This is a genomic window from Edaphobacter sp. FHG110511_03 (assembly GCF_059115365.1).
Window position 1 is genome coordinate 122,205 of the sequence record NZ_JBZYWL010000003.1, and the last position, 14,996, is coordinate 137,200.

Below are 14,996 nucleotides of genomic sequence, written 5' to 3' on the forward strand. Positions count from 1 at the left end.
AACAAATAAAGAGGTGTGCTGGGGAAAATGCCCAGCTCACCTCTTTTATTTTCGGAGTTAGTGCGCGCCTACAAATACCAACATTTAGGCAGCGCCAAAGATACTCCCGGTATGTTATCCATATCTAGCTTGTGTGGGAAAACTACCTGGGGTTTCGTCCGGCTCACCCGCTTCTTATTGAGAAAAGTGAATTCCATGCTTCTTGGAATTTCAAGGTCGCCGTATCGGAGGCATCCGTCGTAGCCATTTGGATGGATGTGCGCGACATGGAATGATCCGCACAGTCTCTCGAAGCACGACGAAATAAGACGAAACGCAAACGGATCGAAGAGCCTATCTAAATTGTGAAATTCGATCACCATGATCCTGAACTGATCGAGCAGGTTATCTGGCAAGCTGAGAATTACTTCGTACTCGGAACCTTCAATATCCATCTGTAAGATCAGATCGCCGGTATAGTCCTTAAGATACTTAGCCTTCCAGGATGCAAGAGTGAAATAATTTTCCTGATCAGATGAGCCAAGGAACTTTCTGTCAAAGGTGAATTCCGGTCTATTGATCGGAGGCGAGGTTACTGAGTAATCCGCAAGATAAGACTTGATGCGGAGATCTGCCAAATAATTCTCGAAATCTGCAACAGTACTTACTCCCGGAGAAAAGCAATACTCGAGTCCTTCGAGGTCGTCTGGGATCAGATAGCCTCCATCACCACTACTTCCGATCCTGATCAAATTTATTCCGCAATCTTGAGGCCTTAGTTTTTTTATAAGATCAAGAATGTCCGCGAACTTAGTTTGTCCGGTCACACGAAAACCTAGCGCAAAAAGACCCGACCTTATCGCTGTCTTGACTTTGGGATTCATATCGACTTATGACCTCGCGGTACGATGAAGCTCTGCGGTGCATGTCCATAGGCTCGCTATCAACGTGTACTCAGGATGTCCACTCGGCGTGTCACACCTGCCTGACATCGCACGGTCGCCTCTTATGCGTTGCAGGTGCCTACGGCTATCCATGAGTACCTCTTAATTCTTTTGATCCGTAGACATGTGACTATATTCCGATGCTAACGACGGAAAAACTCCCTTAGGATCAAACTTCCAGTTTGATCCTATTGCATCCGCATAGCGCGAAATATGCAATTCGCCTGCTGGAAGGGGAAGCGCCGCTGCATCGGTAAAGCGTGTGTACTTATAACTGGCCATCAAATCGTAGAAGAGTTTTCGTGGAAGAACCCGCCAGAGTACCAACTTAGTGAGTAGCTTCAGCTGCTGAACAGGAGACGTAGTTTCCTTCAGGCGGCGTAGTACAACATTAATCCTCGAGTAGCTGGTGGAAACACCGCCGAGCGAAAATTCGCAAATGACGGCAGGGAAGAAGACGGCTCCACAATAGTAGATTCCTCGAGCTGTGAATTCCCCGTCGCCACCTACCGGCATGTCACAGCGAAATCGGTTAGTGTTTATGAAATGGCGTGGATAGAATGTCGCTTGGTGGCTTGGCGCCATAAATACATCTGTTTCCCTGCCAAGCCCTGGGCGTAGATATTTCCGTTTGCCGTATACTTCTGCCGAATACCCGAGGATCACCGGCGGGATTTCCTCTCCTTGAGATCGCAAAATTAAGGTTCGCAGACTTGCCATAGGAAACGGTGTTTGAAATCTGTCACCAGCGTTCAAAAACAAGACATAGCTTCCCGATGCGAGGGAAAGTCCTTTATTCATTGCGTCGTAAATTCCGTCGTCAGGACCGCTGATCCATTGAAGTCTTCCCGTACGCCGAAGCGACAAAAAATCTCGTACGTCGCTCTCCGTGCTGCCATCGACGATGACGTGCTCGATGTCATCCGCCAAGATAGGTTCCAGCGAATCGCAACTTGTAGTGAGCCCGGGCAAATCGTTGCGCACGATTGTAATGATGCTTAGTGTGACGGGGAGCTCAACTTCGTTGGCGGTTCTGTTGACGGTCTGATCCATGGATGACATAACACCTCACGGCACACTGTTTCGGGAAAGCCGCATCGCGTGGATGCTTAGCTTGGGCGTATGACGTGCGTTTGTATTGGAGGCCGTTCTTTATTCCGCCTCAAGATAATTCATCAGAAAAAGCGAGATTGGAAAGAAAAATGCGTTATATTGTTTGATCACCGGTAACGGGGGCAGGCATTCATTATGACGCGAATCCAACTCTTCGCCTGTTTGCTAGCGCCGCTGCTGTTCATACGTCCGGCACAAGGCGCTGTTTTGAAAGTAGACGCGAAAATGTCGGCCGCGGAAATTCAATCAAAGATCAACCGAGCCGTAGTTGGCGATACCGTTGAATTTGCCCCGGGAATTTATTACTTAGCGAGCAATGGACCAAATTTCTATGGGGCGGCACTTCGTCTTGCAGCCGGCGTAACTTATACAGGTCCCCGTCCCGGAGCGACAGCTCGTCTCGTCGGCACTGGTAGATATCCACTGATGTACTTCAGTGGAAGACGTGTAACTATTGAATATCTTACTTTTGACAACGGCCCATTGTTTTTGGAGAATCAAGTTACAAACGCAACCATTGATCATAACGTGTTTGCGAACATAGACTGCGGATCTGTCGCTTCTCAAACGACTGCAATCTTTGTAGCGGGAGGTCTAAATGATTCCGATATTTCGTATAATGCATTCCAAAACATCGGACAGACCTGCAACTCACAATATCAAGATAAGCTGGGTGCCGGAGGAATTGGTTTATTCGGGTTCCACAACTTGACGATCACGCACAATAGCTTCAATACGGTGTATGAAGGTATCGGTATATCCATAAGCAATAGCAATGAGTATGACGGTGCTGGAGGAAAGATAAATTACAACGTCTTCTCTGGAATACACCGGATGGCCATCGAGATTCTTGGGACGAATACGAATCCGAGTGGGCTGGAAGTAGCATATAACCACTACTCGAATGCTTTACTACCATGGGCATATACATTTGGTTTTTCGCTTACTGCCGGGCAGAATATGATCGTCCATGACAACGTCATCAACGCAAATAACAACAAGCCTGGCTATGTTCCCTATGCGATCGAGATCGCGGGAAATAACACACGCGCATACAACAATATTATTGAAGGCTACTGGGAGTGGGGCTTCGCGATCGGCAATGCCACGAACATGAGCATTACGAATAACTATATCTGCGGCCCGGCTATGGCTGCACATTCGCCAAATCAGGCTGCAGTCTCGGGCAATGCCAAAGGCTTTGTCTCCCATGAAAGTAACCCCAGACCAGGGACTGTGGTGTCGGGTAACACTACTTCAGCCAGCTTGACGTGTGCTCCACCGGAGCCTAAGCCTCAAAATGGTGTTCGCACAACGAAATGAGTTGAAAAATGCCAAGTTACTATCGACATAGTCGAAGACATTTCCCGACTCGAACCTCAAACTCAGGGACTCGCTTCCCAGAAAAAGAGTTGCTACCCTTTAACGAGCTCACCATAAAGGGCGTTCATCATCTCAGCCCTGCGCGGCCATGTTTGCTCGTTTGCAAAGACAGACGAAGCCTTCGACATCTTATGCATGGAGTCTGGATTCGATACGAGAGTGTCGATGGCGACTGCGAAGTCTCTGATGATTTGTTCGGGAGTTGTGACGGGAATCTTGATGGCTGCGTCTTCAGGAATAAACGCTCGCATGCCCTGATGGTTAAGAGTGATGATCGGGAGTCCGTGTGCCATGGCTTCCAGAACTACCGCGCCAGAAGTGTCACGCATCGAGGTGAATACAAATGCATCACAACGCTGAAACAGCGCCGGCATATCCTCATGCGGGATGCGCCCCAGAAACTCGACGCGATCTGTCAAGCTAAGCTCCCTTGTGAGGTCCTCCATTCTAGCGCGTTCGATTCCGGAGCCAGCCACGAGCAAGCGGGTCTGAACGTTCTTACATTTCGCTAACGCTCGTATAGCTATCACCAATCCTTTGGTCGGTTCAAGTCGTCCTGCCCAAAGTAGGGTGATCTGCTCTCCTGTTGATTGCCTCGTTGGCATGATGGGTTGTCCATCGACACCGCAATCCAAAAACAGCTCCACACCAGAGGCGCCAGCCTTCTTCAACAGGCTTTTTGTCTCGAAATTGGCAGCCAATACCATACCAACATTAGCAAGGGTCCTTCGCAGCCTTGGCGAAAAGGGGAGCATGCTTACATATAAGCTTCTAAGCTGCTCCGTAACTCGCTTTTCGTGAAGGAATGAAGTCAACGCAGGCGGAAATATCTGGCCGCCGCCAACTGGCCCCCAAAGAGACCGGACAGGTAGCTTCCAGAAGGGAGGGGAAATTGCCATCGTGGTCCAGCTAACGTGATGGACGAGATCGAACCTCACCTCTTTATTAAGAACAGCAGCCCGCTCGTAAGCTTCGCTCAACCAGAGCCAATAATGGAGCCTGATGCCTTTTTCTTGACCTTGGCCAGGAACCCAACAATCGAAGCGACTATCTGTAGTGACCCAATGGAATTCGAGGTTATCATTTGGCTCCGATTCTAGAAACCTGTCTACACGCTCTTTATATTCGGGATGAGCGATGACCCAGACCTGGTTTGTGCGCGACAGATGCCACGCCCAATTCCAAGTGTTTGCCGGTTCAGATCCTAGCCCCGGACCGCAAGGATGACCTATGATGAGTATCTTCATGATCTCAGAGATTTACTTTATTGCCCTGTGACGATCGCGATCCTTTGGGCCGACGAGTTCGAACCACTGAAAACAACGTTCTTGCGTGTGATGTGTCGGATAGTTTTACAAGGCAGAAAGTTGTACCGCCAAGCTTGGTTCAACGGTCGGTCGATGAGAAGAATGTGGCGCAAGAACTGTGATTTTGCCGCACAGGATCGGGCCGATGATCAAACCGATGGCTATGTAATTCGGAATCGATCCCATGGGAGACTCGAAAGAGTTGCCAAAAAGGGAGGCGGTCAATGTGGCAATCCAAATTGCTAAGCCATAGGATTGCCCAGTCAGCCTATATACACGCCACAACATGGCGAGGATAGAGGCTTGGAGCGATAAGAATAAAAAGACGCCGATCCAGCCTGAATATCCAAGCGCAAAGAAAAAAATACTATGCGGCGTTCGGATGTCCATGCCTTTGAGATATGGCACGAGATCCTTCAGAGGAAATCCATAGCCATTGCCAATGAGGGCTTTTGGGAAGGACTCATGCACAGAGTTCCAGATCGCACTCCACCACCGGGTACGCCAGGTAATAGTGCCAGCATACATTCCAATGTTCCTGGAGTCGGTGTACTCCTTCGCCAGGTCAGGGCTGACCGCCGATAGGCCACGAGCCGCGATCTCGCTGGAAGAAATTCTTCCGCCTCGTGCTGCAGGGCCGGGAAGATCAACATCGGCGATAAATCCTACCGACAGAAGTACTAGCATTAGAACGCCTACAGATAGCACCTTCCCCGTCTTCCGCTCCAGAAGGCCCCAAACCGAGAAAGCAACGGCCGTGCTTATCCATTCCTCTCGTTCCTGGATGGCCAGCGTCATGAATGCGCCAACCACCATCGGCAGCCAATAACGCAATGGTTTCCGTTCAAGAGAGAGGAGAGCTAGAATGATAAATCCGCCCCCGCCGACCTGATTAAAGATCATAACGTCGCTACCTGGCATCGTGAGTTTGATGTGATCCAAGAACAATAGGTAAGCGGGGCCATAGATCGCCAGCATCCATGCGTAGCACCGGATTATCTTGCGATACAGAGTTGGGTGTTCGGTGCCTACCCATAGACCGAGAAAAAAATAGACTGGATAGATATTGAAAGCGAGATTTTGGAGGGCAGTAAGAGGAGGGTAGTCGGAATAGAGCCCATAGAGTACCTCAAACATGCCGAACAGGATGGACAGCAACAGCGACCATGCAAACGGACCGAATACGCTACCTACGGTCAGAGCAGTCATCCAGCGGTCGAGGAGTGCTCTGGGACGAAGTGAAAAGAATAGGAATAGGACTATATCACCAATGAAAACCTTGGCTGGCGGAATGCCGAGGTAATAAAATGCGCGTCCAAAAAAAGAGCCGAGCATCATGAAGAACACTAACCTCGCCCATCCGTGGATGGATGAAATCGGTTCGGTCTCCAGCGGATGGATCGCGTGGAATCTGATCTGTGTTCGCATCCCCGTCCCATGGCAGTCTTGTCTGACCGCGGCTTCCTGTAGATTGCACTGCTAAAAGTGAAGTTGCTAGCCGATGGCGGGACAGATTGCTGCTCCAGAACTTTGGGAGGGAATTCCTCTGCGGATTTCCTAGGATCTACCGGTAGGTGCTGACGCCTCGCTCACCCATTTCTCTATCGTGACGAACTCATGCTCCTCTTGAGGCCATGATTCCAACATCATCCTCGTCGCCTCAAGCGTCCGCTCTCGGTCCACTCCCAAGTCTGCCTGCCCTCCGTCATGCAGAAGGATATTGCTCCCCTTCTTCCGTTTTTGGTTCATGCGCACTTTCTGCGCTACACGGCGGAGAATCTGTTCCGGTTGCAACGGAGTCCAATCACGACCTGTCACGTTCCACATCACTGGAATCAATCCCAACTCAGCTGCCGTATGGAGAACCCTTTGGCAACGCGCGCCATGCGGAGGGCGGAAGAAGCGTACTGGCTCACCCGTCGCATCCTCAATCGAGGCATTACATCCAGCCAACTGCTCACGTATTTCCAGCGGAGACAATTTGAGTAGGACTGGATGGGTCATGGTGTGATTGCCAAGCAGGTGCCCAGAATCTCGTATCTGACGCGCGATCTGGGGCCGCTGCCGGACAAACCGTCCGATGAGAAAGAACGTGGCACGAACATTGTGTTGGGCGAGAATGTCAAGCAATCGTAGAGTGTAAGGATCGTTCGGCCCATCATCGAAGGTCAGAGCGATCTCCCTTGCATTTTTGCCAGCCAGAACAGTCCGGCCAAAAATTTGCGAACTGGGGTAAGCATACCCGATGGAGAAAAGTGCAGCCGCCACTCGAGCGGTTGTCTGGTCGACAAGTGTGCGTCGTGCCATCGAAATCGAAGGCAAAATCTTTTCGAGCTCCCAGGATCTACTACTTGCGCGCATAGCTTGCTCTCGCTACTCCTAAAGCTTGCAATCAGACCGACGGTGAGGGCGCGTTATGTCATCCAGACAAGCAGGCTAATGATGGTGAGCTAGGCATCATACCGTCGATTGGAATGTCAACGTGCTGAATGGCCATCCTGTGGGCTCTCTGGCGAATCATTTCTCTGTGGACACGCCTTGTTGTTGAAGCCAGTAGTCTCGTTAAGCTGCCGCTCCAGGTGTAATAACTTTGTTGCGAGTGCTTTGGTCTCGAATTGCAGGCGGAGGAGAATTTCTTGCAGGCCGGCGGAATTGATCTCATCACTCACACTCTGGGGAGCCCCATTTTGTGCGCTCGAATTTCGGAGGAGCCACACATCCAACTCGTCGGCGAAAGCCACCACTGCAGTTCTACGGTTGTTGGCAGGTCTGTGGACAGGCATACCAAACCGCAACTCCCAACGCTGCGCTGTCCGCGCACCTCGTTCGATGTGGGAACTAATTTCTTTCCAACCGTTCAGAATTTGGTGTTCCATTTGTCTCCAATCTCGGGAAAAGTAGAGGAATTTTTTTCCGAATTGAATTTGCAGGATCCACAATGTTCTTCGATCTATGTAGATCAAAGCGCAGACATAACGACCTTCGGTTTGTCTGTTCTTTCTGATTTGATTGAAGAAACGTAATTTCGACTAAAAGGGCCGGATGACTCGCAATGGCTGTTCAATACCGCACCGTATATGCCAGTCAAAATAGCATAGTTGGCTTTGGCTGTATATTTCTTTTCGTATTCTTCGCGGCAGGCTCGACGCATCTGCCAAAGCAAATCAGGGTTTGTGAATAAAAAGCGGACCTTGTCGGCGAGCTCAGCGGCATTTCCTGCTTCAAACTGCACGCCGGTTTTTTCCTCCTCAACTAAACCGGCCAGACTTCCGATGCGGCTAACGAGAGCTGGCAAGCCGGTTGCAAATGCCTCAAGAAGAGTAACCGGAAAACCTTCGTACCACTCGGAGGGAATTATCAACATGTCGGCGCGTTGCATCCGCGCCAGTACCTGGTCTTTGGAGAGCCAGCCATGCCAGCGAAGATTGGACATGGTAAGTTGCGCGGCCTTGACCTCTGAAGACAGAGGACCCTCGCCAATAATTTCAAGCTGAAATTTATCTCCGAGTTGCCTCCATGCTCTGAGCAAGGTGACGATTCCTTTCTCTTCGGTCAACCTGCCCACAAAAAGCGCATAACCACCATTCCCGGATCCCATGCCGGGATCGAGTCGAATGAAGTTTGGTTTTACGTGCATTTTGCAAGGATCGAAGCCGTTCTCAACGAATTTTTGTCGGGCAAACTCGGTGAGTGCGATGTAGGCAGCGACACGCCGGTGCCATGAACGCGCAAGACGATGTGCTCTTAACGTGACCGCAGCGGCTGCGGTTGCTAAGTGGCTGTGGCGGTAACAGGCGTGAAACACGGCGGGCAGGAAGTTTCGGCTGTGTACACACTCCTCGCAAACTTGGCCATCTCTGTAGAAAATCGCTGCTGGACAAAGGAGTCTGTAGTTATGGAGCGTATGTACGACCGGAACACGTTCCTCTGTGGCCGCGTAAAGCACCGCTGGGGAGATTACTGGAAAAGTGTTGTGCACGTGAACGACATCTGGCCGAGTTCGTTGGACAAGAGCACGCAATTCACGAAAGCTTGTCTGATTCCACACCATTTGACCAAGTACTGCAAGTGGATTGTGGATGTCTGCGTTGGTCGCTTCGTACAGAAGAACTTCGTGTCCATAAGATCGAAGTAGATTCGCCTCGGCATTAACGACCTGGTCTTCTCCGCCGGGTTGTCGGTAGGAGTTATGAACAAGGAGCACTTTCGAAGCAACACTCGTTTCGAGCGACGAAGACGCTATCACGCTTTCATGTGAGCTGTACATGTGAACCCCAGGCATGGCGCCTGTGCACCGCACGCCAGGCATTCCTTCCATCTACTCTGCATTTGTAAAAGATCGAAATACTTTTAGAGAAGGCGCGACAGAGACAGATCGCGCCTCTAAGAAAATTTTCCATTGACGAGGAATTCAGTTCAGTAAATAGTCTCGCCGCATAGGATCTCATCAGGCCAGTGCGACGGAGTACTACATGCCAACAGTCGCGTCGCCTATTGCTCGAGCAGCTGTTGTTGTATCGCTAGAGAATCTTTCAAGTTGTTATAAAGGTCTCGCCACGCATTGACAAAACGTTCTTCCGAAAATCTCCCTGCCGACTGCTGGGCATTGTGTCCCATCGCCTTGCGTTCTTTTTCGGGGAGGGCCGTAAGGTGTTCCAGGGCAGAGGTTATCGAGGATTTGCTGCGAGTTACTAAAAATCCATTTTCTCCGTCCCGCAATAGATCACATATTCCATTTAAGGGTGGAGCGAGGATGGGAAGTCCAGCTGCCGCGGCCTCGTATGTTACAAGGGAGAAAGATTCATAGGCTGAGGGAAGGATAAACGCATCTCCACTCCAGAGGAATGGTCGCACGTCGGACTGCATTCCTACGAAGTAGATGCGATCTCCAATTCCCATCGCATCCGCCCGCCGCCTGTATTCTGAGATTAGGTCGGGCTCGCCACCGACCACCAACAATTTTGTCTGCACTTGGCTAGGCGCTTCCAGAGATTCGAAGATGAGTGGGAGACCTTTACGGTCGAATTGACCCAGGGCGGAAAACACAAGCACAAAGTCTAAAGAAGTGAACCCGAGTTGGTGTCGGAAATTTTCCCGCTCGAAATCGTCGGGACGCTCCATGCGTTTGACGGGAATTGGATTTGCAATCACGTTCACTCTCTCGGGCGCGACCTGGAAATCGCGTTTCAATTCCTCAGCGAGGCCCGTAGAGGGAGTCACTATGAGCTCGGCAGCGGGATAGCGAAAGTGCTCTGCCCGGGCATGGAGCCAATTATCGATCCAGCGCAACATCCCGCGCAAGCCGTGACGAGTTGTCATATGGTGGCGTAGGTAGGTCGTATGTGAGAAGTGCGAGTAGACGACACTGCCGAAGCACAAGTCGCTTTCCACTGACTGTACGAGATCAAAACGCTCTCCGGTCCGGATCTTGTACATGATGTACATTACTGGAGCCAGCAAATGAAATACCACAAACAGCAGGGCCAGGGGTCGTGTTGGTGCAGGCACGCGGATCCAAGTAATTGCTTGCGGATCAGGATTCTCAAACTCCACCGAGAAGACGGTGAACCTATGTTCCTTCGAAAGTGAGCGCAACAGTGTGAGGTGGCAATTCCCGCTCGGATTGCCAGGTATGATTTTGTAATCGAAAATGGCAATCCGCATGCTTCGAGTCCTATCGTGAGCACGCCCTATCATTGAAACGCGACAGCCAACGTTGAGCGTGAAGTTTGTGGAGCTTGTGCAACGATATGCTTCGCAATCTCCAGCGAAGCGGTTGCTGCTGGGGATCGCGCATTCAATACGTGTAGCGGGCTTTCCACGAGAATGTGTGAGCAGTGGAATCGATTAGCGAGCTCCGCCGCTGTAGCCAAGCCGGCAATTTCCCCCACCGACAATCCCACCATGCATATCTCTAGACTGCTGCCTCGATGGCTTCTATCGGCATCACTGTGGCACGGACTCCATGACGTTTGAGATCAGCCCCGATCTCTGGGATATAGATAGAATTCATGGCGATGACGACCTCAGGCCGATAGGCCGATAGGAATGCCGGTTCTACAATCTCCTGACCTGTCCCGGGCATGAAGTAGCCCTTGCGGTAGGGATTGATGTCCACCGCGTATTCGATACCACCATCGTCTACATGTGCCCCTAACGCAGAGAGAAAGGCGACACCCTTTGACCCTGATCCCCAGATAACAACATGCTGACCTTCTTGCTTCAGACGATTCACTGCATGTTGCCACAGATGGATGCGACGTTCTGCCTCGAACGTGAAACTGCGAACCGCACTGACCTCAGTTTTAGAAGGTGGAATTAGCGACTTCGCATCGCTAAGGTGCCGTTTCGTCGGGCGAGCAGTAATCATTAGATACTGATCGTCGTAATCCGTCCAGACATCAACCACATCAAATCCTGACGCCACGAAGAGATTTCGTAATGCACTGGTCGTGAAATAGGAGCAGTGTTCGTGATAAACATCCCAAAATGCGACATCTTTGAGTACTCGGCTCATGTCTGGGACTTGAAAGAATACTGTAGTGTCGAAATTCTCGCCGACCGCGCGACGAACCATTCTCACAAATTGGTGTGTGTCTGGGATGTGCTCAAGCGTCATCTTGCATGCAATGAAGTCAGCTTTGATGTGCATATACTTTTCAGAGTAGAAATCCTCGATAAATTCAACCGCGTCCCCCCCCCGCACCGGCCGTCGCTGCGGCACGAATGCGGGATCAAAACCGACGCCGCGATTTTCGCCCATCGCGCAAAGCATCGAGATGAATTCGCCTTTTCCACAGCCGATCTCTAACACAGACTTATCATGCAATCCGTATCGTTCGATCAGGTCTTTCGCTAAGCGGTCATGGAAGCATTGAAATGTAGAGGAAAAGCCCTGCGTCTCCTCGCACTTCGGCGAATAATTCATCTTGGAGTCGTCGAATGACGTGTTGGTGATGAACCCACAGGCATTGCAAAACCCTAACGTGATCTTACCGGCCGGAAAGTGCAACGCCTCCTCACGCGTAGGTACAAGCATGACACTATGGACCGGTACCGGATCAACTGTATAGAAGGTTTCGACGGATTTCTTCGTGCAGTTTGGACAAGAGGAGATCTGTTCCATAGGTTGGACCTCGTCAATGTGAAGGATGAATAAAGCGGGCTCGATTGCTCTAAGTTGATTCAAAATTGAGATTAAGTCAGCGACTCCTAGAGGCAATCTGAAGTTGGCCTGTACGCAAGTAGATGTGTGTCACTGTGCTTTACGTCAGGATTTGCTTCGGAAAGTTGATACCCAAGCTCTACAAGAAGAAGCTTGCAGTCCTGACGAATTGCAGGGAACTGGGGAATCCACTGGTGCGTCTCCAGCGAGAGAGTTGGATGTCTTCGTCTGAGCATCTTCCGAGCCCCTTCCAAGATTTTCAACTCTGCACCCTCAGCGTCGATTTTGATGTAATCAGGTTCCGGCAAAGCTCCAGAGTCGATCTCCGTATCAAGGCTGATGGTACGAACTTCCAATGTTCCTGCTGAAGAGAGATGTCCGGCAACCAAACTATCTGCACAATCGAAATGAGAAACGCCGCTCGTGTCGGCAACCGCCACATCCACCACTACTGTGTTGGTAAGATGGTTCATCAGCAGATGTTGTTTGAGGTGCGCGAGGTTGGAGGGGGCAGGTTCAAATGCGAAGACGCGTCCAGAGGGTCCCACGAGCTCTGAAGCATACATAGTGTGGTAACCCGCTTGCGCACCGATGTCGAAGAAGACATCTCCAGGCTGAAGTCTTTGTTTCATCAGCTGTGATTCTTCCGGCTCGTAGGTTCCGTACCAGCAGGCGTGCGTACTTGATCCGACGATCCATCCTTTTCCTTGAAGTGGCCCGCGCATGACAGTGATCTTGAGGCCGGCTGGAATTAAGTTCAAAGGTGTACGCAGCAGCCATTTAATTGGACTGCTACCGGGGGCCGCGGAGAGATGGTCGATGACAGACCCAAGTCTTAAATTCATCGTAGCTCCGTTCGACATCGAGGATTGAAAGCGAACTGACTGGCGTAGAGCACAAGCCAATAACACAAATACAATCTCTACGGAATGGCCGCTACCGTCTGCTCGGGCGCGTATATCAGCACGCCTTCCTTGACAACCGCGTTGTCATACATGGCAATGATGTCGTCAGGCAGTCGCGTGAGATCACTACCGCGCATGAAGTCGCGCAGAGAAGTGCCCAGTGGGCTAGAGTCGATATTCGCAGCTGCTCTCCGTTCGCGAAGATCACCGAGATGAACGGTTCGGAAATCGATGCTGAAGCGAGTACGTCCAGACGTGTTTGGCACTGTAGAGTGCATTTGAGCCGCAGAAAAAAGAATAGCTCCCCCAGGATCGGTTACAAGCCGAATCTGCGGATCGAGTGCGATCGGTTCTAGAGGCTTGGGCTGTGGCCGCGTATCGCTCTTGACATGCTGCGCGGCAGTCGCGCGACTTGTACTGTTCCATTCGTAATAGTTGAAATCTGCCGATCCATTAGCGACAGGCTGGCTCCAATAGATCGGATGAAATGCCATGGAACTCTCTGAAGTCATGGGGAAAATAGGGAGCCACCAATTGATCTGACACATTGGAGCTGAATACCAGGTGTCACGATGCAGATGATGGGCATAACCAACACCAGACGTCAGATAAGCGTCTGACGTGACGGCGCGTAGTCGCGGCACGTCCAAGTAAGTATCATCCATGTCACAGCCGAAATCGAGTAGCATCTCCTGAATTAATTTCTTTGTTTTGGCGTGATGGATGAAGGCGGGCTTCATCGGTGCGAAGATCTTAACGAACTCCTCTACCGGCATGTCGAACTGCGCTAATGTCGGATCGGAACAGTTGAAGCCTTCGCAGATCATTTCGCGGGCGAACTCAGTAAACTGCAGAGCCGTTTCCTTTGGAGGATAGACAAATAACTGTCCGTCATACAGACGGTCGCGGCGTTGATCATCCGTCATTTTTGCATCTACATATACAGTATTGTTCATATACAAAATCCTCCTAAACAATCGCAGGTGACGGAATTGGAACGATAAATTTGCCCCCAGCCTCTTTGTAGCTTTGTTGCTGATTCATGATTTCTGATGCGAAGTTCCAGGCGAGCACCAGCAAGTAGTCTGGCGGATTTTCTTGTAGCCTGTTGGGCGAATATATGGGTAAATGGTTGCCTGGCATGTAGCGGCCCTGTTTGAATTCATTCAGATCGACGATATAGTCGAGAATAGAGTTATCAATATCGCAGAATGAAAGCAGAGTGGTCGCCTTGGCGGCCGCAGCGTAGCCAGCAATCCTCTTACCCGATTCTTTCAGTTCCTTCAGCATCTTGACCAAACTATCGCGCACACCTTCCACGCGGGATGCGAAACTCTGGTAAAACTGGATTTTGTCGAGACCCATTTTTTGTTCTTCATCGAGGAGAGCCATAACGCGCTCACTAGAATGGCCATGATGCTGTACAAACAGGCGTAGCGAGCCGCCGTGGATTGACGTGCGTTCGACATCTGTGAGGCACAAATTGTGCCTCTCGAAGAGACGAAGGAGCGCCGTTACGGAAAAATAGCAGAGGTGCTGATGATAGATGGTGTCGAATTCACACTTCTCGATCAGATCGACGATATATGGACACTCGATGACAGCGACCCCGGATGGCTTGAGCAGTGTGCGAAAGCCTTCGACGAAACCATTAAGATCAGCGACGTGGGCAAGCACGTTGTTCGCGAGGAATATATCAGCCTGTTTGCCTTGCGCCTTTAGATCCTTGGCGAGATCTTCAGTGAAGAATGCGCACATACTCGTGACTCCCTGCTGTTGCGCCTTACTTACTGGCCCTTCTGCAGGATCGATGCCGAGGACTGGAATCTTCTTAGCCGCGAAGTTGCGAAGCATGCAGCCGTCATTTGAAGCAGCTTCCACCACAAGGCTATGACTGTTCAATCCGTGCTTTTCGATGATCAAATTGGCACTAGCCGCGAAGTGCTCGCTTAGGCTCTTAGAGACGGATGAGAAATAAGGATACGACCGACAAAAGAGAATCTCAGGTGGTACGGTCTCTGTAATCTGCACCAAGGAGCAATCAGGGCAGAAGACCAGGTCAAGCGGTGCAGTAACCTCCGGTGCCTCCAATTCTCCTTGGGTAAGCAAACTGTCCGCGAGAGGTGTTCGGCCAAACGAAATAATAGGAATCGCATATGGAGATGCACATGCTCGGCAACGAAAAGTAGTATCTGCCATG

Annotated in this window: 12 protein-coding genes; 1 reads left to right on the top strand and 11 read right to left on the bottom strand. The window is 50.7% G+C overall.

Features of this window, described 5'->3' with window-relative positions; all coding sequences use genetic code 11:
• Positions 1-68: 68 nt before the first annotated feature.
• Together AC5S26_RS13930 and AC5S26_RS13935 are read right to left on the bottom strand one after the other, a co-directional pair.
• Positions 69-863 (bottom strand): FkbM family methyltransferase, encoded by a 795-nt coding sequence (locus tag AC5S26_RS13930; protein WP_494185515.1) that lies wholly within the window; start codon positions 861-863, stop codon positions 69-71.
• Positions 864-1,025: 162 nt separating this feature from the next.
• On the bottom strand, positions 1,026-1,976 hold the full coding sequence (locus AC5S26_RS13935) for a glycosyltransferase family protein (protein ID WP_494185516.1): 951 nt from the start codon (positions 1,974-1,976) through the stop codon (positions 1,026-1,028).
• A gap of 195 nt (positions 1,977-2,171) precedes the next feature.
• Here AC5S26_RS13935 and AC5S26_RS13940 point away from each other — a divergent pair, with 195 nt between their 5' ends.
• On the top strand, positions 2,172-3,359 hold the full coding sequence (locus tag AC5S26_RS13940) for a right-handed parallel beta-helix repeat-containing protein (protein WP_494185517.1): 1,188 nt from the start codon (positions 2,172-2,174) through the stop codon (positions 3,357-3,359).
• A 92-nt stretch (positions 3,360-3,451) separates the two neighbouring features.
• Here AC5S26_RS13940 and AC5S26_RS13945 read toward each other — a convergent pair whose 3' ends face one another.
• The 9 genes from AC5S26_RS13945 to AC5S26_RS13985 all read right to left on the bottom strand — a co-directional run bounded on the left by AC5S26_RS13945 (position 3,452) and on the right by AC5S26_RS13985 (position 14,995).
• Entirely contained in the window at positions 3,452-4,666 is a 1,215-nt protein-coding gene (locus AC5S26_RS13945) for a glycosyltransferase (protein WP_494185518.1), read from the bottom strand.
• A 105-nt stretch (positions 4,667-4,771) separates the two neighbouring features.
• Entirely contained in the window at positions 4,772-6,154 is a 1,383-nt protein-coding gene (locus tag AC5S26_RS13950) for an O-antigen ligase family protein (RefSeq protein ID WP_494185519.1), read from the bottom strand.
• Between the two features lie 129 nt (positions 6,155-6,283).
• Positions 6,284-7,033 (bottom strand): polysaccharide deacetylase family protein, encoded by a 750-nt coding sequence (locus AC5S26_RS13955; RefSeq protein ID WP_494185520.1) that lies wholly within the window; start codon positions 7,031-7,033, stop codon positions 6,284-6,286.
• Positions 7,034-7,685: 652 nt separating this feature from the next.
• Positions 7,686-8,993, bottom strand: a complete 1,308-nt coding sequence (locus AC5S26_RS13960) for a glycosyltransferase family 4 protein (protein ID WP_494185521.1) — start codon at positions 8,991-8,993, stop codon at positions 7,686-7,688.
• 224 nt (positions 8,994-9,217) lie between these two features.
• Positions 9,218-10,390, bottom strand: coding sequence for a glycosyltransferase family 4 protein (locus tag AC5S26_RS13965; RefSeq protein WP_494185522.1), 1,173 nt, complete (start codon positions 10,388-10,390; stop codon positions 9,218-9,220).
• Positions 10,391-10,640: 250 nt separating this feature from the next.
• Positions 10,641-11,852: a class I SAM-dependent methyltransferase gene (locus tag AC5S26_RS13970; protein WP_494185523.1), complete on the bottom strand. Its 1,212-nt coding sequence runs from the start codon at positions 11,850-11,852 to the stop codon at positions 10,641-10,643.
• Between the two features lie 86 nt (positions 11,853-11,938).
• On the bottom strand, positions 11,939-12,736 hold the full coding sequence (locus AC5S26_RS13975) for an FkbM family methyltransferase (RefSeq protein WP_494185524.1): 798 nt from the start codon (positions 12,734-12,736) through the stop codon (positions 11,939-11,941).
• Positions 12,737-12,813: 77 nt separating this feature from the next.
• A complete protein-coding gene (locus tag AC5S26_RS13980) occupies positions 12,814-13,752 on the bottom strand; it encodes a phytanoyl-CoA dioxygenase family protein (RefSeq protein WP_494185525.1) in 939 nt (312 codons plus the stop codon).
• Between the two features lie 13 nt (positions 13,753-13,765).
• Positions 13,766-14,995: a methyltransferase domain-containing protein gene (locus tag AC5S26_RS13985; protein WP_494185526.1), complete on the bottom strand. Its 1,230-nt coding sequence runs from the start codon at positions 14,993-14,995 to the stop codon at positions 13,766-13,768.
• Position 14,996: the final 1 nt, after the last annotated feature.

What these genes read in the sequence shown, in the direction of transcription:
- AC5S26_RS13975 (WP_494185524.1), bottom strand. Translation starts at nt 12,736, where the DNA reads ATGAATTTAAGACTTGGGTCTGTCATCGACCATCTCTCCGCGGCCCCC.
- AC5S26_RS13940 (WP_494185517.1), top strand. Translation starts at nt 2,172, where the DNA reads ATGACGCGAATCCAACTCTTCGCCTGTTTGCTAGCGCCGCTGCTGTTC.
- AC5S26_RS13980 (WP_494185525.1), bottom strand. Translation starts at nt 13,752, where the DNA reads ATGAACAATACTGTATATGTAGATGCAAAAATGACGGATGATCAACGC.
- AC5S26_RS13955 (WP_494185520.1), bottom strand. Translation starts at nt 7,033, where the DNA reads ATGGCACGACGCACACTTGTCGACCAGACAACCGCTCGAGTGGCGGCT.
- AC5S26_RS13950 (WP_494185519.1), bottom strand. Translation starts at nt 6,154, where the DNA reads ATGCGAACACAGATCAGATTCCACGCGATCCATCCGCTGGAGACCGAA.
- AC5S26_RS13945 (WP_494185518.1), bottom strand. Translation starts at nt 4,666, where the DNA reads ATGAAGATACTCATCATAGGTCATCCTTGCGGTCCGGGGCTAGGATCT.
- AC5S26_RS13960 (WP_494185521.1), bottom strand. Translation starts at nt 8,993, where the DNA reads ATGTACAGCTCACATGAAAGCGTGATAGCGTCTTCGTCGCTCGAAACG.
- AC5S26_RS13935 (WP_494185516.1), bottom strand. Translation starts at nt 1,976, where the DNA reads ATGGATCAGACCGTCAACAGAACCGCCAACGAAGTTGAGCTCCCCGTC.
- AC5S26_RS13930 (WP_494185515.1), bottom strand. Translation starts at nt 863, where the DNA reads ATGAATCCCAAAGTCAAGACAGCGATAAGGTCGGGTCTTTTTGCGCTA.
- AC5S26_RS13985 (WP_494185526.1), bottom strand. Translation starts at nt 14,995, where the DNA reads ATGGCAGATACTACTTTTCGTTGCCGAGCATGTGCATCTCCATATGCG.
- AC5S26_RS13965 (WP_494185522.1), bottom strand. Translation starts at nt 10,390, where the DNA reads ATGCGGATTGCCATTTTCGATTACAAAATCATACCTGGCAATCCGAGC.
- AC5S26_RS13970 (WP_494185523.1), bottom strand. Translation starts at nt 11,852, where the DNA reads ATGGAACAGATCTCCTCTTGTCCAAACTGCACGAAGAAATCCGTCGAA.